Below are 17,307 nucleotides of genomic sequence, written 5' to 3'. Positions count from 1 at the left end.
GCACAGCTTATGTCACGGCATTCCTGATTCACAAATCAGCTGGTCATGCCGTCATTCCGCTGTTCGCGGCCAACCCCGCTCCCGCCAGCGAGCCAGCCACTGCTCCGAGGCCATCGCTTCGAGCGGGACCTCGAGACAGGCTTCGAACTTCGACTTGACGTCGATGTCCGGCGAGGTGAGGTCCGCGAGGTAGCGCTGGCCGGCCAGCGACGATCCGACTGCCTCGACGAACCTACGAATATCCACGTCCGGACGGAACAATCCCTGCTCCTGCGCTTCGACCGCGAGCTGGTAGCCCGCTCTCCCCCAGATATAACTGCCACGCAATCGCGCTTCGTTCATGAACTCGGGTTCGGTGACGAGTCTGAACTCGGCCGCAATCACATCGTCGTTGTGGAGAGCTTCTCCGAGCTCGGCGATCATCCCGTGCAGGCGCTCGAACGGGTCGAGGTCTGCTGCCCCGACCCAGTGAGTCACGATCGCCCGGTAGTGCTCGAGACCTTCTTCGAGCACCGCGCGCGCAAGTTCGTCCTTGGACGCGAAGTGGAAGTACATGGCGCCCTTGGTGGCGTTCGAGTGTTCGAGAATCGAGTTGATCGACGCGGCGCCGTAGCCACGCTTGGCGAACTCGACTGCAGCCGCCCTGATGATGGCGGAACGCGTACGACGCGCACGTTCCTGTTGACGTGACATGAGCGAATCGAGCCTTCCGAGTATCCGATCCCCGAAACGAAACAGTAGTCGCGCAGCATCCCTCGTGACCGCGGGACCTGACCTTCGGAGCACCATGAACCACAGAACACACCGAGTGGTATGCTTTCCGCGGCTCGGGTGCGGAAGCAGGGGGTGTGCACCCGAGCCCATTGAAGTATTCGGCTGCGCGTCGGATACGATCAGGCGGCGCGGTGTGGTTACACTGTGCGCCCATGCCCCTATAGCTCAGTTGGTAGAGCTACGGACTTTTAATCCGCAGGTCGTAGGTTCGAGCCCTACTGGGGGCACCAGCAATGGCCTGGTGATTCTCTTCGGAGGACGCCAGGTCATTTTCGTGCGTACCAACCAATTGCCAAATCGCTCCCCGATCGGGTTGAGCGTTGGGTGTGCCGCGACCGATGGACAACGTGCGACACCTTGTGCCAAGGTTCGACCACAACAAAAAAGAGCCCGCCGCGAGATTAGGCCCTCGCGACGGGCGATTGTCCGACTGAAAAGGAGTCGAACGATGTCCCAGCATACCCATGTCTCGAGCACGGGCGGTATCCGTCGCGGCCCACGCCTCGCCGACAACTTCACCATCCTCTCGAACACGATCATCAACAACGAAGCCCTCAGCTTCCGCGCCCGCGGAGTCCTGATCTGGCTCCTCTCCAAGCCGTTCGACTGGAGCATCCGCTCCGAAGTGATCGCCGACCAGTCCCCCTTCGAGGGACGCGAAGCGATCCGCACCGTGATGCGCGAACTCGTCGCCCACGGGTACCTCGTCCGCGAGAAGGTGCAGAACGAGAAGGGCCGCTGGGCCACGATCCAGACCATCTACGAAGAGCCCGTCACCAGCGACACCACGATTCCCGAACCGAAGACCAGGAAATCGACTTCCGGTCAGCCGCGCGACGGACAGACGGGCGCCTTTACAAAGGATGGATCACCAAGAACTGAAACCGACAACAACACCGGTCAGGCCGACACGTCACCTGTCGACATGGTCGGGACCTCGTTGTCGTTGCCTGACTCCGCCCAGAAAGAACTCGACGAGCGCGACCGCAACTACGCGGCACTGATCGACGCCTGCGCCCACGCCGGTCTCCCCGGATCGTTCGAGCACGTGAAGCCCGCCCAGAAGAGCGAGATCCTCGCGATGATCGATCTGCACGGCGCCGCAGCACTCGCCGAGCGCGCGAAGGCCATGCATCGTGACGCCAACCCGACTCTCTACGCGCAGGGCTGGATCCGGTTGTGGAAAGCCATGCCACTCCCCCGCCCCACGCCCACGCCCGCCTACTACGGCACCGCCAAATGCACCGCCTGCGAAGGCACCGGGTACGTGATGAACGACGACGACCTCGCCGTCCGGTGCGTCTGTCGCACCCATGCCGGGGGACGGGCAGCCGCGTGATGGTGAGAATTCATGCCGACTTCGGGCAATGGTCAGCGATCCACGGAACCCCTCGAGAAACCCTCCGGGGGTACACCGTCGGCTGAGCCACCCCGTGGATCGGTGTCGCGCTTCTCTGCGTCCGCAGCCTTCCGCTCGAGGTCGGCGCGCGCAGCACGAAGGTCCTTCCCGCGCTTCCGGTATCGCGCCACCGCGATGACGAGAAACACGAACACGAGGACGCCGATAACAGCTCCGACCAGGGAGGCCCCCCGGAATCCGGGCGCATCGACATCCATGATCCGTTCACCGGCGTGCGCCGCGTTCCCACCGCCGAGCACCACACTGAGCGTCATCAGGTTCGGTATCGCGACAACGAGCGCGAGCACCGTGAGGGCGATCTGGACGCCGCGACCGTACTTCCACCCGCGCACTTGCCAGACCCAGACGAGGAGAACGAGCGGGATCGCGGTGCACAGGATTCCGAAGAGCAGGCCCCACATGATTCCGCGGGAGAATCCCCCTTCGGCGAGGCCGGCGACGCGTTGCGCCCACCACCGAGGCAGGAAGGCGGCGAGCACGAAATAGGTGACGACGAGTACGAGCAGAGTCACAACCACTGCGATGGTCTTCTTGAGCCACGGCTTCATTCCCGCTCGCTCGATTTCGGACGATGTCCTGGCGTCAGACATGTACTCAGCCTACGGTCCACCCGGCTCGCAGTGGATTCGATTCCGTGTCCTGGCGTTTCACCCCGCGTTCGCCGCCCCGGTTTGGATAGTGTGAGCACGCGCGAATCGAATTCGGTGGGAGGCACATGCGCAGTTTCGTGGATCTGGGCCTGTTCCTGGCTGCCGTGGCGCTGGGCATCGGCACCGTTTTGCCCATGGTCGGCGGGGTTCGTTCCACCGAAGCCCCTCTTTCCGGGCTCCGCGACGGATTTCCGAGCGGCGATCCCACGAGCCTCGCCGTTGCGGGCCTACCGCTGTACGAGTCACTCGCGGTTCCGCTCGCGGCAGCAGCAGTACTACTGCTGATCGCCGCACTGTTCGACTCCGTGGTCACCGGCTGGGCCGGCACCGTCCTCGCCCTTACGGTGTGTGCGACTGCAGCCGTGCGTATCTTCCAGTCTCACGGCGATTATCTGGTGGAGAACCACAGCACTGCCCTGACCAATCAGAACGGGTTCGTACTGCTGGTCAGTGGCACCCTCGTCAGCCTGGTGTGCTGCCTCGTTTCGCTACGAAGACCCTCCCGCCAGCCGGCACGCGGCTGAACTGTGACACGGTCGATACTCTCACCACACCGGCGCCTCTCGGTGGGGTGCCCTGACCAGGCGAGGGTCCACATGGCAAGTCTTGACGAACTGATCTCCCAGGTACCGATAGATCAGGTGGCGCGCGAACTCGGCGTCGACACCGCAACGGCGGAGACCGCGGTCCGCGCGGCCCTCCCGACTCTCGTCGGTGGCCTGGACGCGAATGCTCAGGACACGGCGGGCGCGGCGTCTTTGATGTCGGCCGTGAACAAGCACTCGGGTTCGACGATCCTCGACGGCGGTGTCGATGTTGCAAAGGTCGACACCGCGGACGGCAACAAGATCGTCGCCAACGTGTTCGGTGCCAACAAGGACCAGGTCATCAGCACCCTCGGTTCGGTCAACGGTTCCGGAGGCAAAGACCTCATCGCGCAACTGCTGCCTATCCTGGCGCCGATCGTGCTGTCCTATCTCGCGAAGCAGATCACCGGCGGATCCGCTCCCGCCTCGACCACCGCGAGCGCAGGCAACCAGGGCGTTCTCGGCGACCTGCTCGGCGGACTTCTGAAGAACGCTGCGGGCGGCTCGGGTAACACCGGCGGCGGACTCGGCGACATACTCGGGGGCGTCCTCGGCGGTCATTCCGGCGGCGGGCTCGGCGGGCTGCTCGGCGGGCTGCTGGGCGGAGGAAAGCGCTGATCAGCACAACCTGATCTCTCGTGCGGAAACGGCCTCGGACCCACCCGGGGCCGTTTCCGATTCAGGGACTTCCGGCGGTGCACAGCGGTGACCCGGTACCGTAGCCACGGACATTTTGTGACAGGCAACATTGTGATTCCGATCGGCTGCCAGGTTCCGGTGCGCGGCGACAGACTTCGACGGGCACAAACCTACGGTCCCGTAGGCTGCAGCACGACACGACATCACACGGACAGGGGTACGAATTCATGACGCGAGTCCTGACTCAACTGGAGCTACTGCGTGAGCTGGAGCCCGTGGCCGAGGCGAACGTCAACCGACACCTCTCCATGACGAAGGATTGGCATCCCCACGATTACGTGCCGTGGGACGAGGGCCGCAACTTCGCCGCGATGGGCGGCAGCGATTGGGATCCCGAGCAGTCACGCCTCGGCGAGGTGGCCAAGGCCGCGATGATCACCAACCTGCTCACCGAAGACAACCTGCCTTCCTACCACCGCGAGATCGCCGTGAATTTCTCGCGCGACGGCGCGTGGGGCACATGGGTCGGACGGTGGACGGCGGAAGAGAACCGGCACGGCATCGTGATGCGCGACTATCTCGTCGTCACGCGCGGTGTCGATCCGGTGGCGCTCGAGAACGCCCGAATGGAGCACATGACGAACGGGTTCGCGTCGCCGAACGAAGATACGGGTTTGTTGCGTTCGGTCGCCTACGTCACCTTCCAGGAGCTTGCGACCCGCGTTTCCCATCGCAACACCGGCCACGCGTGCGACGACCCGATCGCCGACAAGATGCTCCAGCGCATCGCCGCCGACGAGAACCTGCACATGATCTTCTACCGCAACATCTGCGAAGCAGCCCTCGACGTGGCGCCGGTCCAAGCCCTCGAAGCGATCACCGAGGTCTTGAAGAACTTCCAGATGCCCGGCGCAGGCATGCCCAATTTCCGTCGCAACGGCGTCCTGATGGCAAAGCACGGCATCTACGACCTGCGCCAGCACCTCGACGACGTCGTGATGCCCGTTCTGCGCAAGTGGAAGCTGTTCGATCGCGACTACGGTAGCGCCGGCGCCCAGACGCTCGACGAACTCGGCACCTTCCTCGAAGACCTCGAGAAGCAGACCGTGAAGTTCGAGGAGATGCGCGACCGTTCTCTCGCCCGCGAGGCAGCCAAGCGCGAGCGCGCCGGAGCCGTTTCCTGACGCTGCGAGTGGAGCCCGAGCCCGAATCGACCGATTCGGGCGCCACCACCGCCGGCAGTTATCCTGTGCCCGGTGCCGGTTTCGGCGCCGGGCACAGGTGTCCCACCCTGCGCCTGCAGGAACCTGGTCGTATTCCTTTGCACCACAACGCTTTCTCGAGGTTCTCATGTCTGCCCTGAAGATCGGCTCGCTCGAATTGGACAGCCCTGTCGTGCTGGCTCCGATGGCCGGGGTGACGAATGTCGCATTTCGCACTCTGTGTCGCGACCTCGAACTCGAGCGGAGCGGCAGCACGTCCGGCCTGTACGTGTGCGAAATGGTGACCGCGCGCGCCCTCGTCGAACGTCATCCGGTCACGATGCACATGACCACGTTCGGCCCCACCGAGACGCCCCGTTCGCTACAGCTCTACACGGTCGATCCCGACACGACATATGCCGCAGCGAAGATGATCGTCGACGAGGACCTCGCAGACCATATCGACATGAACTTCGGGTGCCCCGTCCCCAAGGTCACCCGTAAGGGCGGTGGATCGGCTCTGCCTTACAAGCGTCGCTTGTTCGGACAGATCGTCGCGGCGGCGGTACGCGCCACCGAGGGCACGAATATCCCGGTCACCGTCAAGTTCCGCATCGGCATCGACGACGAACACCACACCCACCTCGATGCGGGGCGCATCGCTGCAGCCGAGGGTGCTGCTGCTGTGGCACTGCACGCCCGCACCGCTGCTCAGCGATACTCGGGCACCGCGGACTGGAACGAGATCGCCCGCCTCAAGGACCATGTCACGGACGTACCGGTCCTGGGCAACGGCGACATCTTCGATGCCGAGGACGCCGAGAAGATGATGGCGCAGACCGGATGCGACGGTGTCGTCGTCGGACGCGGGTGCCTGGGGCGTCCCTGGTTGTTCGCCGAATTGAGCGCGGCGCTGAACGGCAGGGAGATCCCCACCCCTCCCACGCTGGGCGAGGTCACAGTGATCATGCGCCGCCACGCCACGCTGCTCGCGAATCACCACGGTGAAGACAAGGGCATGCGCGAAATCCGTAAGCACATCGCCTGGTACCTGCGTGGCTTCCCAGCGGGTTCAGAAGTCCGGAGCAGCCTGGCGCGGGTGTCGTCGCTGAGCGAACTCGACGATCTCCTCGGCCTGCTCGACCCGGCCGTCCCGTTCCCGGCCGATGCCGAAGGCCCGCGTGGCCGCCAAGGCTCCCCCAGCTCCGTGGCACTTCCCGACGGATGGCTCGACGACCCCGACGACACTCTGGTCCCAGCGGGCGCGGACATCATGCACTCTGGTGGCTGAACTGCGCTGATTCACCATCCGAGCGAGACAAAGCTCGCACATCTCCGTTCGTCGCCCGGCAATCAGTATCATGGCGAGGTCGCTCGGACCGAGGGCGAACACTACGAGTGCGGAAACGCGACGCGGAGAGGCCGGGGCATCTGTGGATGAGGAGCACGATCCGGGTTCGCCCGACAGTCGTGCCCCCTGGGAGCGACCGATCGCCGACCCCTCCAACCGCGACGCACACTCCGGCCGAATCCGTCGGGACCGGGCCGACAGTGCAGAAACCGATCGCGCTCGGTCGGACACCGGACGAAGTGCCGGTTCTCGCTCCGACAGCCGCCGCAGCGAGAGCGCACGCAGCAGGCGCAACGACTCTGCAGACAAATCGAAACAGCTCACCGTCGCGGAGCTGATGAACAAGGTGGATCGCGAGAAGAATTCGCCCCCCTCCACCCCGTCATCACCGTCCACCTCGTCATCGCCGCCTGCCCCGTCAGCACCGTCACTGCCGCCGCCTCCCGCCGCATCTCCACCTCCCCCGGCACCACGACCGCCCACGTCACCTCGGGCTCCCGATACTCCGCCTGCGCCCCGGACGCCGCAGGCTCCGCCTCCGGTGGCGTCGCGGCCTCCACGCGTATCCGGGCCACCGCATCAGCAACCTCGCACGCCCGTGGAAGCGACACCCCCGCAGCGGACGGATCCACCTCCACTGACCGCGGCGGCGGCGCTTCCCCCCGCTCACCCACCTCATGGCCGCGTCCCGGCCCGGGCAACCCCGGCCGACCATGACCGCACCAGATCGGTCGCGCCGGCCACTGCCGTAGCCCCCCAAGGGCCAGGCACAGAGCCCGACGATGTCGGCGACGAGCCGACGGCGACGCCCCATGCGGTGGCCGGCGACGGACTGAGCCGGCTGGCGTTGAGCAAGAAGCGCAAGAAACGGAAACTCCGATTGTTCGCGCGTGCCTCGGTCGCGCTCGTATCCGTCGTCGCCCTGGTGGGTACTGGGTCGGTCTGGAGTTATCTCCGAGCGACGGAGGCCGGGTTCTCTCAGATCGCAGCGCTCGACACCGAGTCCGCAGACATCGTCGATCCGATCGGGCAGACCGGTGACGAGACCTACCTGATCGTCGGTACCGATACGCGTGCGGGCGCCAGCGGCGAGGTGGGTGCAGGCAGCGTCGAAGACGCGGAGGGCTCTCGTGCCGACGTCGCGATCCTCGTCAACATTCCCGCCGATCGCAGTCGCGTCGTTGCGGTGTCATTCCCCCGGGATCTCGATGTCGAACGGCCGGTCTGTCTCGCGTGGGACAGCTCGACCGGCGACTACAGTTCGGAGATCCACCCCGCGGCCGATGGCGACAAACTCAACGCGGTATACGCCCTGGGCGGTCCGAAATGCCTGGTCAAGACGATCCAGAAGATGTCGGGCCTGAAGATCGGTCACTTCGTCGGTATCGACTTCGCGGGCTTCGAATCGATGGTCGACGAGGTCGGCGGTGTCGAGGTCTGCACCCCGACTCCGTTGGTGGACGGTGAGCTCGGCACGATCATCGACACGGCGGGCACCCACCTTCTCGATGGTCGGCAAGCCCTCGATTACGTTCGTGCGCGCAAGGTCGAGTCCGAGATCAACAGCGACTATTCGCGTATCAACCGCCAGCAGAAGTTCTTGTCGTCGCTGCTGCGGTCCGCGCTGTCGAACAAGGTCCTGCTCGACCCAGGAAAGCTGAACGGTCTCATCGGTGCCTTCACCCGCGCGACCTTCGTCGAGAACGTCAACGCCGATTCGTTGGTGAAGCTCGGCCGGTCCCTTCAGAATGTCGACGCCGGGGCCGTGACTTTCCTGACCACACCCACTGCAGGCACCACCGAGTGGGGCAACGAGATTCCCCGGCTCGACGACATCGAAGCCATCTTCACCGCGATCATCGACGACCAGCCCCTTCCGGGAGAAAAGCGCGACCCGGCCGCCGAGGCCGATCCGGACGCGCCGCCGGAGATGGCCCCCTCCCTCTCGGCGGTCGATCCGTCCTGGGTGTCGGTGCAGGTATCCAACGCATCGGATGTGTCCGGGCTCGCCGCAAGCACTGCCGACGAACTTGCCATGTACGGGTTCCCCATCTACAACACCGGTAACTACACAGGCACCAGCACACACACGGTCGTCCGGTTCGCTCCCGGGATGGAGGCCGAAGCGATGACGGTCGCCTCGACGTTCCCCGGTGCGGTGCTGCAGCGTGCATCGGATTCGTCGATCGGCAACGTGGTCGAGGTCGTTCTCGGATCGGGCTACGACGGTGTCGTCGTGTCACCCACGCCGCCCGGGAGCCCGCTCGAACCGGTCGCCATCGAAGAAGCCGACGCCGAGGGTGCCGTCCAGCTACCCGCCGACCTCACCGTTACCAACGCCGCCGCCGATCCCTGCAGCTGAGAGCGCTGAACCCATCCGCGTCGTTCACCTCCGGTTCACTCTCTGATCGTGATAAGGACCCTCGGACGCCGTATGGTGTGACATTATGCGCGTCGCTTACAACGAACAGATGGATGAACTCACCGGGCTACTCGGCGAAATGGCCGGGCTCGCCGGAACGGCGATGGAACGGGCCACCCAGGCCCTGCTCCAGGCCGACCTCCCGCTCGCGGAGATGGTGATCGAAGAGCACGACAAGATCACCGAACTCGGTGCCGTGTGCGAAGAGAAGGCGTTCGCGCTTCTCGCGCTGCAGGGTCCGGTCGCCGGCGACCTGCGCGCAGTGGTGAGCGGAATCCAGATCGTCGCCGACATCGACCGGATGGGTGCGCTTGCCCTGCACATCGCGAAGGCCACGCGTCGACGTCACCCCAATCACGTGCTTCCCGACGAGGTCAGCGGATACTTCGCCGAAATGGGCCGGATCGCCGTGTCCCTCGGCGCCGCAACCCGCGAGATCCTCGAAACCCGAGACCCCGAGCGCGCGGCACGCCTCCACGAGGAGGACGAAGCGATGGACGATCTCCACCGTCACCTGTTCACGGTACTCATGGACCGCGAATGGAAGCACGGTGTGGCGGCGGCCGTCGACGTCACCTTGCTGGGACGCTTCTATGAGCGCTTCGCCGATCACGCCGTCGAGGTGGGCCGTCGTGTGATCTTCCTGGTAACGGGCAAGCTGCCCACCCTCGAGGACTTCCACACCATGCAGCAGCGCGTCGACAAGCTCACTGTGTACCCCGAATCCTGAGTTCTCCTGCCCCACACAGTTCTCCTGCCCCACACGCGCAGAGCCCCGACCGGATCAATCCGGTCGGGGCTCTCCTGTTCGTACTGTCGCCGGGGAGATCTCAGCCGAAGCGACCCGAGATGTAGTCCTCGGTGGCCTTCTGCGTCGGGTTCGAGAAGATCTTCTCGGTGTCGTCGATCTCGATCAGCTTGCCGGGCCTGCCGGTTGCCTCGAGATTGAAGAATGCGGTCTGGTCACTCACGCGGGCCGCCTGCTGCATGTTGTGAGTGACGATGACGATCGTGAACTCCTGCTTCAGCTCCGTGATCAGATCTTCGATTGCGAGCGTCGAGATCGGGTCGAGGGCGGAGCACGGCTCATCCATGAGCAACACGTCAGGCTGTACCGCGATTGCACGGGCAATGCACAGACGCTGCTGCTGACCGCCGGACAGGCCACCCCCGGGCTTGTCGAGGCGATCCTTGACCTCGGTCCACAGGTTCGCGCCACGCAGCGACTTCTCGGCAACCTCGTCGAGCTTGCCCTTGTCGCGCATTCCCTGCAGCTTCAGTCCGGCTACGACATTGTCGCGAATGGACATCGTCGGGAAGGGATTCGGCCGCTGGAACACCATGCCTATCGTCTTGCGAACCCCCACAGGATCGACAGCCGCGTCGTAGATGTCCTCGCCGTCGAGGAGCACCGAACCCTCGACGTAGGCACCGGGGGTCACCTCGTGCATACGGTTGAGGGAGCGGAGCACGGTGGACTTACCGCAGCCGGACGGGCCGATGAACGCCGTGACGTTGCGAGGAGGCACCGACAGCGTCACGTCGGACACCGCGTGGAACTTCCCGTAGAAGATATTGACGTCCTTGAGGTCCAGACGCTTGGCCATCATCGGCTCCCTAATGGTGTATCGAATTCGAAGTATGTGGTCATCGCCGGCTCGTCTACTTGGAGCCGACCTGCGACAAGCGGCCGATCAGCTTGGCGGCGATGTTGAGGATCGCAATGATGAGGATCAGGGTCAGTGCAGCACCCCAGATGCGCATCGAGCCCGCTTCGGTGGGGTTGTTCATCTCGGCCACCATCAGACCCGGCAGGGTTGCCATCTCGCCACCGAACAGGTTGAAGTTGATGAACGGTGCGTATCCCACGAGAATCAGCAGCGGCGCAGTCTCCCCCATCACGCGAGCAAGGGCGAGCATGATGCCGGTGATGATGCCTGCGAGCGAGGTCGGGAGCACGATCCGGGCGATCGTCTTCCACTTCGGGACCCCGAGCGCGTACGACGCCTCACGGAGATCCTGAGGAACGATTCGCAGCATTTCCTCGGTGCTGCGCACCACGACCGGCACCATCAGCAGCACCAGCGACAGGGACACCGCGAATGCGGACTTGGGCATTCCGAAGGTCGCCACCCACAGCGCGTAGATGAACAACGCGGCGACGATCGACGGAACACCACTGAGGATGTCGACCATGAAGGTCGTGATGCGGCCGAGCTTCGACTTACCCGCGTACTCGACGAGATAGATCGCGACGAACACTCCGAGCGGGATCGAGATGATCGCGCACACCAATCCCTGCAGGAGGGTGCCGACGATCGCGTGGTAGACACCGCCTCCCATGGACGAAGCGGTCAGTCCACTCAGTGAATGGGTGAACCACGTCGAGGAGAGCAGGGCGGGCATGCCCTTGGAAATCACGGTGATGAGCACCCAGGCCAAAGGCACAAGCGCAATGAGCACCGAGAGGGTGACGAGCACGGTGGCCGCAACGTCCTTGGCCCTGCGTGCACCGCTGACCCGCTGGAACGTCGGTGCCTTGACGGGCGATGTGAGGGTTGTCGTCGTCATGGCGTCAGTCCTTCTTTCCAGCGACGATCATGCGGGCTGCGGCGTTGACGACGAAGGTCAGGACGAAGAGCACGAGACCCGCGGCGATGTAGGCACCGGCCTGGATGTTGTTGTTGAATTCGGCGTAGCCGAGAGCGATCTTCGATGCGATGGTGGCGCCACCGTCGAACAGCGACCAGGAGAACGCTTCCGACGTGGTCCGCAGGATCAGATAGAGCGCCATGGTCTCGCCGAGTGCACGTCCGAGACCGAGCATGGAACCGCTGACGTAGCCGGACTTGCCGAACGGGATCACCGTGGTCTTCACGACTTCCCAGCGGGTCGCACCGAGTGCGAGTGCGGCCTCGATGTGCGCGGTGGGTGTCTGGACGAACACCTCGCGGCTGACCGCGGCAATGGTGGGCAGGATCATCACGGCGAGCACGATGCCCGCTGTGAAGATCGTTCCGCCGCCGATGATCGATCCGCTACCCGTCGCGAACAACGGGAACCAGCCGAGGTTGGTGTTGAGGAACTCTGCGACCGGTCGGAGGAAGGGCGCCAGGACGAGCATGCCCCACAGGCCGTAGACGATCGACGGCACCGCGGCGAGCAGGTCGATCACGTACGCGAGCGACTTCTTGATCTTCTCGGGGCAGTACGAGGTCAGGAAGATCGCGATACCGAGCGCCACGGGCATCGCGAGGACCAGTGCGAACAGCGACACGAGGACGGTCACCTGGAACAGATCGAGGACGCCGAAGGCCATCTCCTCGATGTCCTGCGTGATCCACGTGCGGCTGGTGAGGAAGTTGACGGTGTTGCGCTGCAAGGCCGGAACGGCGCGCCACACGAGGAACACCGCGATCGCGGCGATGATCACCGAGACCAGGACAGCGGACCCGGAAGCCAGCGAACTGAAGATCCGGTCCCCTGGGCGAACGACGGACTTCTTCTTGGTCTGTGGGGAAGTAATCTTGGCCTCCGGTGTACTGCCGTGCGGACCGCCCGGTCCTGACCCGGCCGGGTCAGGACCGGCGGCGCGAGTAGCCGAGGTGCTCGGCGCGTCACTCATGTGAACTCGCAATCTATCTCGTGGTGAATTTCCGGAACGGGCGGTCCGCCTGTGCAGACGATCAGGCGATGGCGTCGATCGATTCGGTCAGCTTCGACTTGAAGGACTCGGGAAGCGGGACGTAGCCGATTTCCTCGAGGCCCTCCTGGCCTTCGTTGGCCGCGCTGACCAGGAACGACTTGACCGCTGCCGAGGTGTCGGCGTCGTAACCGCCCGAGCACACGATCTCGTAGGTCGCGAGCACCAGCGGGTAGGCGCCTTCTGCGTCGGTGCCGAAGATCGACGTGAGGTCCAGGGTCAGGTCGCCGCCGCCTGCGCTGGCGAACTCTGCACCATCGATGGCCGCAGCGGCGGTCTCGGAGTTCAGCTCGACCGGGCCGTTGCCGGTGTCGATGGAAGCCATGCTGAGCCCGTTCTGCTCGGCGAACGACTGCTCGACGTAGGTGATCGATCCGGGAGCGCCCGAAACAGCCTGGGCGACACCGGCCGAGCCCTTCGCACCTTCACCGATACCGCCGGTGAAATCGGAGCCTGCACCGGTGGTCCATGCGCCGTTGGATGCTGCTTCGAGGTACTGCTGGAAGTTGTCGGTGGTACCCGACGAATCGGAACGGACGATCGCGGTGATCGGGCTGTCGGGCAATTCGACGCCCTCGTTCAGCGCGGCAATCGCCGGATCGTTCCACGTGGTGATCTGGCCGTTGAAGATCTTGGCTGCGACCTCACCGTTGACGACCAGATTGTCGACGCCCTCGAGGTTGTAGGCAAGTGCGACCGGGCCGAACACGAGAGGCAGGTTCCATGCCGGGTTACCGGCGCAACGCTCGGCTGCCAGTGCGGCCTGCTCCTCCTTGATGGCCGAATCGGAGCCGGCGAAATCGATCTGGCTGGCGATGAACTGCGTGCGGCCGTCACCGGAACCCGACGGGTTGTACGCCACGTTGACCGAGGCGCCCTTCTCGTTGCAGACGGCGATGTAGGTGGAAACGAAGTTGTCCATCGCGTTCTTCTGCGCAGACGACCCCGCACCGGAGAGGTTCGCCTTGCCCTCGCAGGTCGCGCCCGACGCGTCGGCGTCGACCTCGACCGAGCCCGCATTGTTGTCGCTACCGCAAGCCGCGAGCGTGAGTGCGCCGGCCGCAAACAGGCCGAGCAGGGCACCATTGCGCTTCAGGTTCACCTGTACTCCTTCAGGAATATCGCTTCCGCCACACAAGGCTGGGTGGCGACTTCGAGACGCGGGAGGATCCCCTGCGCCGAGTCGTCAGCATCCGACCCGTATGCAGAAGGTAGGCGGATCCGGTGGACGGATACTCTCTCGCCGGTTAACGGGAGATGAACACGCCGGATACAGGCACTATTGGTGTTGCGACAATCACCCGAACTTCACCGGACAACAACGTGTCGTCGGGAGATGTTCACTTCGCGTATGCGACATCCACATGGAATCGCTCGAACCCGAGCTTGCCGTAGGTGTTGAGCGCGGCTGTGTTGTCACCCTCGACATAGAGCAGCACAGTGGGTAGTCCCCGCTCGCGCAGATGATGCAGTCCGGCGAGCGTGAGGAGCCGCCCGAGTCCCCGGCCCTGTGCCTCCGGGTCGATGCCGACCACGTACACCTCGCCGAGCGCCGGTTCCGTCGGCCCCGGCGGGTGCACCTTCGTCCAGTGGAATCCCAAGAGGCGATCCGGGTCGGCGACGTCGAATGCGAGAAACAGCCCGGCCGGATCGAACCACGATTCGGCCCGACGGTCGGCCACGTCGCTCGCGGTCATCCGCCCTTGCTCAGGGTGCCATTCGAAGGCGGAAGCATTGACCCGCACGAGTTCCGGATCGTCCGAAGGTCCTCGATACGTGCGCAGCTCGACCGAATCGGGTATTTCGAGTTCGGGGAGCGCGAGATCGAGCGGCCTCCTCAGCTGAAGGAGTTCGCGAACGCCCCTGAGGCCGTGCTTCGCGGCGACAGCGCGGGCTGCGGGAAGATCTCCGTGCGCCCACACCCGTGCTTCGGGACCCCCTTCGGTCAGGGCTGCGCCGACGAGCTCGCCGCCGAGGCCGTGACCCCGGTAGGCCGGATCGACGACGACCTCGGACATCGACGGATGTTCGTCGTGCGCAGGCATGAGGTTCGCATACCCGGCGACCGCCCCGTCGACGACGGCGATCAGATGCCGCGCATCGGTGTCGCGGGTCAGCGAGTGAACTGCCTGCTCCGACACCGGAGCCGTCCCGTCGTGCGCGGTGGCACGCTCGAACAGTGCCTGCACCTCGGCGGCCTGCGCCGCGGTCGGACGATCGACGAACTGCTGCTGCAGCGGGAGCTCTTCGCGCTCATTGGGCCCGAACTTCATGCACCCGAGGGTAGCGATTACTCGGCGAACTCGTCCTCGGGGTGGCCGACCGTGTGACCGCCCTTGGTACGGCTGCTCGGCCGGACGGCTTTGTATCCGACGTTGCGGACGGTCCCGATGAGGGCTTCGTGTTCGGGGCCGAGCTTCGCGCGGAGTCGTCGCACGTGCACGTCGACCGTCCGGGTGCCACCGAAGAAGTCGTAGCCCCACACCTCCTGCAGCAGTTGTGCGCGGGTGAAGACTCGGCCTGCGTGCTGGGCGAGGTACTTGAGAAGCTCGAATTCCTTGTACGTCAGGTCGAGCGGTTTCCCGCGCAGCCTCGCTGTATATGTGTCCTCGTCGATGGTGAGTTCGCCCAGCGTGATCCGCCCGGAGGTCTCGGCAGAGACCGCACCGCCGGACCGAGCAAGGAGCAACCGCAACCGAGCGTCGAGTTCGGCGGGCCCGGTGCCTGTGAGCAGGATGTCGTCGAGCGCCCACTCGGGGTTGACCGCGACAAGCCCGCCCTCGGTGAGAACAGCGACCACGGGTATCGCCGACCCGGCGCCACCGAGCAGGCGGCACAATCCGCGCGCCGCCGCGAGATCGGTTCGGGCATCGACGAGCGCGATATCGGCGGTGGCCGCCTCGAGCAGCGACGACACTTCGGTCGGGACCGGCCGTACCGAATGCGCCAGCAGCGACAACGACGGCAACACAGCATCAGGATCCGGATCGGAGGTCAGAAGGAGAAGCTCCACCGGGCCTCCGTTTCTTCGCACTGCCTGGGCAGACCGTTCCGGATGAACGGTGTGGTACAGATTAACCCCCCATTTGTTACCGCCGTGTTAGCTGGCGAGAACGCCGCCCGGTACGTTCCGTCACAATGGTCGGCGTGCGCAAACTCATTTATGGTCTCGTCGTCCTCGTCGGACTCGTTCTGCTGGTCGATTTCGGAGCGGCGGCCTGGTCGGAGTATCGGCTGTCTCGCGCACTGCGTGAGGGAGGCGCCCTCGAGGCCGATCCCGCGGTGACGATCCACGGTTTCCCTTTTCTTCTGCAAGCGCGCAACGGTCACTACGAGAACGTCGAGATCACTGCGGATCGGGTCCCCACCGACATGCTCGGGGACATCACCGTCGAAGCGAACCTGGTGGGCGCCCACGCAGAGGCGTCCGCGCTCCTCGACGGATCGATCCGGTCGGTACCGGTCGACCTGCTGTACGGCCGTGTCATGATCGACGCCACCGAGCTCGGTCAGGCACTCGGCATTCCCGATCTGCAGATTTCTGCGCCGCCTGCCAGCAAATCGGACGGCACGGGCGGATCAGGCGGATCCGGTCCGACCACCGCGGGCGGTGTCGTGCTCACCGGCACCGTGCCGGTCGGCCCGCTCTCCGCGCGGGTCAGTGTCCAGGCAGATCTCGTCCTCGACGGCGACCGGGTACAGATCGTGGCGTCCGACCTGTACTTCGGCCCCGAAGGGCATGCCGACTTCTCCGTTCCCGATCCGCTGAAACCCCTGGTACTGGGGTTGTTCACCACCACAATCGAACCACAGGATCTGCCGTTCGGCGTCTATCCCACGTCGGTGGAGGCACGGGGCTCGCGGATCGTGATCGAAGGTGAAGCGCACAACGTGACCATCGACCTCACCGAAGTGCAACAGCCCTCGTGAACGCGCTCATCGTCCTTGCGGTCGTGATCGTCGCGGCGGGTGTAGTGGGTGCGGTGATCCGGTCCCGGTCGGGCCGGCTGAAGCAACTACCCATCGCCGAGACTTCGGCCGCGGACCCTGAACTCGGCAAGGTCGGGGTCGGTGAGGGCGAACCGGTGATCCTGCACTTCTCCGCGCCATGGTGCGGGCCATGTGCCGCAGTCCGCCGGGTCGTTTCCGGGGTCATCGAGGACAACGGCGGCACAGCGGCGCCGGTGCGCGACATCGAGCTCGACTTCGACGAGAACGTCTCCCTCGCCACGCAACTCGGCGTACTCTCGCTTCCCACGACCTTCCTGTTCGACGGCGACGGACACCAGCGCTACCGGGTCTCCGGGGTTCCGACGACGAACGATCTGAGGCAAGCACTGGCCGCGCTGTGACACCGGCGGGCACCCGGGCTGTGAAACAAGCAGGCACCCGGCCCTTCCCTGCGCCGTTTTCTCGGTTAGACTGCGACGCGTGCTGACCTGCCAAGAGCTGATGCTCACCCGACGCCGCACAGTTGATCTGTGCCGCCTCGGTGGCACTTGTTGTACCTGCTGATCCACCCGCGGTCGACCTACCGCGATTCGACTCGCCCCAGCGAT

General features: G+C 64.9%; 17 protein-coding genes and 1 tRNA gene. 10 read left to right on the top strand and 8 right to left on the bottom strand.

The window, feature by feature from the left end:
• Positions 1 to 51 precede the first annotated feature (51 nt).
• Complete coding sequence (locus ACSYG9_RS14415) at positions 52 to 693, bottom strand: TetR family transcriptional regulator (protein WP_440123216.1); 642 nt, start codon at positions 691 to 693, stop codon at positions 52 to 54.
• A 235-nt stretch (positions 694 to 928) separates the two neighbouring features.
• Here ACSYG9_RS14415 and ACSYG9_RS14410 point away from each other — a divergent pair.
• Both ACSYG9_RS14410 and ACSYG9_RS14405 read left to right on the top strand, forming a co-directional pair.
• Positions 929 to 1,004, top strand: a tRNA-Lys gene (locus tag ACSYG9_RS14410).
• Positions 1,005 to 1,222: 218 nt separating this feature from the next.
• Positions 1,223 to 2,113: a replication protein gene (locus ACSYG9_RS14405; protein WP_454838809.1), complete on the top strand. Its 891-nt coding sequence runs from the start codon at positions 1,223 to 1,225 to the stop codon at positions 2,111 to 2,113.
• Positions 2,114 to 2,145: 32 nt separating this feature from the next.
• On the opposite strand, the gene ACSYG9_RS14400 is transcribed toward ACSYG9_RS14405, so the two are convergent.
• Positions 2,146 to 2,784 carry a hypothetical protein gene (locus tag ACSYG9_RS14400; protein WP_454838808.1) on the bottom strand — a complete coding sequence of 213 codons (639 nt, stop codon included), beginning with the start codon at positions 2,782 to 2,784 and terminating at the stop codon, positions 2,146 to 2,148.
• 125 nt (positions 2,785 to 2,909) lie between these two features.
• On the opposite strand from ACSYG9_RS14400, the gene ACSYG9_RS14395 reads away from it, so the two are divergent.
• From ACSYG9_RS14395 to phoU, 6 genes are all read left to right on the top strand, one after another.
• A complete protein-coding gene (locus tag ACSYG9_RS14395; RefSeq protein ID WP_440123213.1) occupies positions 2,910 to 3,368 on the top strand; it encodes a hypothetical protein in 459 nt (152 codons plus the stop codon).
• A 72-nt stretch (positions 3,369 to 3,440) separates the two neighbouring features.
• Positions 3,441 to 4,049: a DUF937 domain-containing protein gene (locus tag ACSYG9_RS14390; RefSeq protein ID WP_454838806.1), complete on the top strand. Its 609-nt coding sequence runs from the start codon at positions 3,441 to 3,443 to the stop codon at positions 4,047 to 4,049.
• A gap of 248 nt (positions 4,050 to 4,297) precedes the next feature.
• Positions 4,298 to 5,254: an acyl-ACP desaturase gene (locus tag ACSYG9_RS14385; protein ID WP_454838805.1), complete on the top strand. Its 957-nt coding sequence runs from the start codon at positions 4,298 to 4,300 to the stop codon at positions 5,252 to 5,254.
• 166 nt (positions 5,255 to 5,420) lie between these two features.
• Positions 5,421 to 6,563: a tRNA dihydrouridine synthase DusB gene (dusB, locus tag ACSYG9_RS14380; protein ID WP_454838804.1), complete on the top strand. Its 1,143-nt coding sequence runs from the start codon at positions 5,421 to 5,423 to the stop codon at positions 6,561 to 6,563.
• Positions 6,564 to 7,221: 658 nt separating this feature from the next.
• On the top strand, positions 7,222 to 8,985 hold the full coding sequence (locus tag ACSYG9_RS14375) for an LCP family protein (RefSeq protein WP_454838802.1): 1,764 nt from the start codon (positions 7,222 to 7,224) through the stop codon (positions 8,983 to 8,985).
• A gap of 85 nt (positions 8,986 to 9,070) precedes the next feature.
• Positions 9,071 to 9,775, top strand: coding sequence for a phosphate signaling complex protein PhoU (gene phoU / locus ACSYG9_RS14370; protein ID WP_054806866.1), 705 nt, complete (start codon positions 9,071 to 9,073; stop codon positions 9,773 to 9,775).
• Between the two features lie 100 nt (positions 9,776 to 9,875).
• Here the strand turns inward: phoU and pstB are convergent, their stop codons facing one another.
• The 6 genes from pstB to ACSYG9_RS14340 form a co-directional block, all read right to left on the bottom strand.
• Positions 9,876 to 10,652 (bottom strand): phosphate ABC transporter ATP-binding protein PstB, encoded by a 777-nt coding sequence (gene pstB / locus ACSYG9_RS14365; protein WP_440127659.1) that lies wholly within the window; start codon positions 10,650 to 10,652, stop codon positions 9,876 to 9,878.
• 55 nt (positions 10,653 to 10,707) lie between these two features.
• Positions 10,708 to 11,616: a phosphate ABC transporter permease PstA gene (gene pstA / locus ACSYG9_RS14360; RefSeq protein ID WP_440123208.1), complete on the bottom strand. Its 909-nt coding sequence runs from the start codon at positions 11,614 to 11,616 to the stop codon at positions 10,708 to 10,710.
• Between the two features lie 4 nt (positions 11,617 to 11,620).
• Entirely contained in the window at positions 11,621 to 12,670 is a 1,050-nt protein-coding gene (pstC, locus tag ACSYG9_RS14355; RefSeq protein ID WP_454838801.1) for a phosphate ABC transporter permease subunit PstC, read from the bottom strand.
• 61 nt (positions 12,671 to 12,731) lie between these two features.
• Positions 12,732 to 13,850, bottom strand: coding sequence for a phosphate ABC transporter substrate-binding protein PstS (pstS, locus tag ACSYG9_RS14350; protein ID WP_454838800.1), 1,119 nt, complete (start codon positions 13,848 to 13,850; stop codon positions 12,732 to 12,734).
• Between the two features lie 238 nt (positions 13,851 to 14,088).
• Entirely contained in the window at positions 14,089 to 15,021 is a 933-nt protein-coding gene (gene mshD, locus ACSYG9_RS14345) for a mycothiol synthase (RefSeq protein ID WP_454838799.1), read from the bottom strand.
• 17 nt (positions 15,022 to 15,038) lie between these two features.
• Positions 15,039 to 15,761 carry a winged helix-turn-helix domain-containing protein gene (locus tag ACSYG9_RS14340; protein WP_440123204.1) on the bottom strand — a complete coding sequence of 241 codons (723 nt, stop codon included), beginning with the start codon at positions 15,759 to 15,761 and terminating at the stop codon, positions 15,039 to 15,041.
• A 134-nt stretch (positions 15,762 to 15,895) separates the two neighbouring features.
• On the opposite strand from ACSYG9_RS14340, the gene ACSYG9_RS14335 reads away from it, so the two are divergent.
• Together ACSYG9_RS14335 and ACSYG9_RS14330 are read left to right on the top strand one after the other, a co-directional pair.
• Entirely contained in the window at positions 15,896 to 16,678 is a 783-nt protein-coding gene (locus ACSYG9_RS14335; protein WP_440123203.1) for an LmeA family phospholipid-binding protein, read from the top strand.
• Positions 16,675 to 17,100 carry a thioredoxin domain-containing protein gene (locus tag ACSYG9_RS14330; RefSeq protein WP_440123202.1) on the top strand — a complete coding sequence of 142 codons (426 nt, stop codon included), beginning with the start codon at positions 16,675 to 16,677 and terminating at the stop codon, positions 17,098 to 17,100. Before ACSYG9_RS14335 ends, ACSYG9_RS14330 begins: the two co-directional genes overlap by 4 nt.
• Positions 17,101 to 17,307: the final 207 nt, after the last annotated feature.

The sequence above is a fragment of the Rhodococcus sp. SJ-2 genome (assembly GCF_053750035.1).
Note: the sequence above shows the minus strand (reverse complement) of the source record. Positions and strands in the feature narration are given on the sequence as shown.

What these genes read in the sequence shown, in the direction of transcription:
- ACSYG9_RS14415 (WP_440123216.1), bottom strand. Translation starts at nt 693, where the DNA reads ATGTCACGTCAACAGGAACGTGCGCGTCGTACGCGTTCCGCCATCATC.
- ACSYG9_RS14405 (WP_454838809.1), top strand. Translation starts at nt 1,223, where the DNA reads ATGTCCCAGCATACCCATGTCTCGAGCACGGGCGGTATCCGTCGCGGC.
- ACSYG9_RS14400 (WP_454838808.1), bottom strand. Translation starts at nt 2,784, where the DNA reads ATGTCTGACGCCAGGACATCGTCCGAAATCGAGCGAGCGGGAATGAAG.
- ACSYG9_RS14395 (WP_440123213.1), top strand. Translation starts at nt 2,910, where the DNA reads ATGCGCAGTTTCGTGGATCTGGGCCTGTTCCTGGCTGCCGTGGCGCTG.
- ACSYG9_RS14390 (WP_454838806.1), top strand. Translation starts at nt 3,441, where the DNA reads ATGGCAAGTCTTGACGAACTGATCTCCCAGGTACCGATAGATCAGGTG.
- ACSYG9_RS14385 (WP_454838805.1), top strand. Translation starts at nt 4,298, where the DNA reads ATGACGCGAGTCCTGACTCAACTGGAGCTACTGCGTGAGCTGGAGCCC.
- dusB (WP_454838804.1), top strand. Translation starts at nt 5,421, where the DNA reads ATGTCTGCCCTGAAGATCGGCTCGCTCGAATTGGACAGCCCTGTCGTG.
- phoU (WP_054806866.1), top strand. Translation starts at nt 9,071, where the DNA reads ATGCGCGTCGCTTACAACGAACAGATGGATGAACTCACCGGGCTACTC.
- pstB (WP_440127659.1), bottom strand. Translation starts at nt 10,652, where the DNA reads ATGGCCAAGCGTCTGGACCTCAAGGACGTCAATATCTTCTACGGGAAG.
- pstA (WP_440123208.1), bottom strand. Translation starts at nt 11,616, where the DNA reads ATGACGACGACAACCCTCACATCGCCCGTCAAGGCACCGACGTTCCAG.
- pstC (WP_454838801.1), bottom strand. Translation starts at nt 12,670, where the DNA reads ATGAGTGACGCGCCGAGCACCTCGGCTACTCGCGCCGCCGGTCCTGAC.
- mshD (WP_454838799.1), bottom strand. Translation starts at nt 15,021, where the DNA reads ATGAAGTTCGGGCCCAATGAGCGCGAAGAGCTCCCGCTGCAGCAGCAG.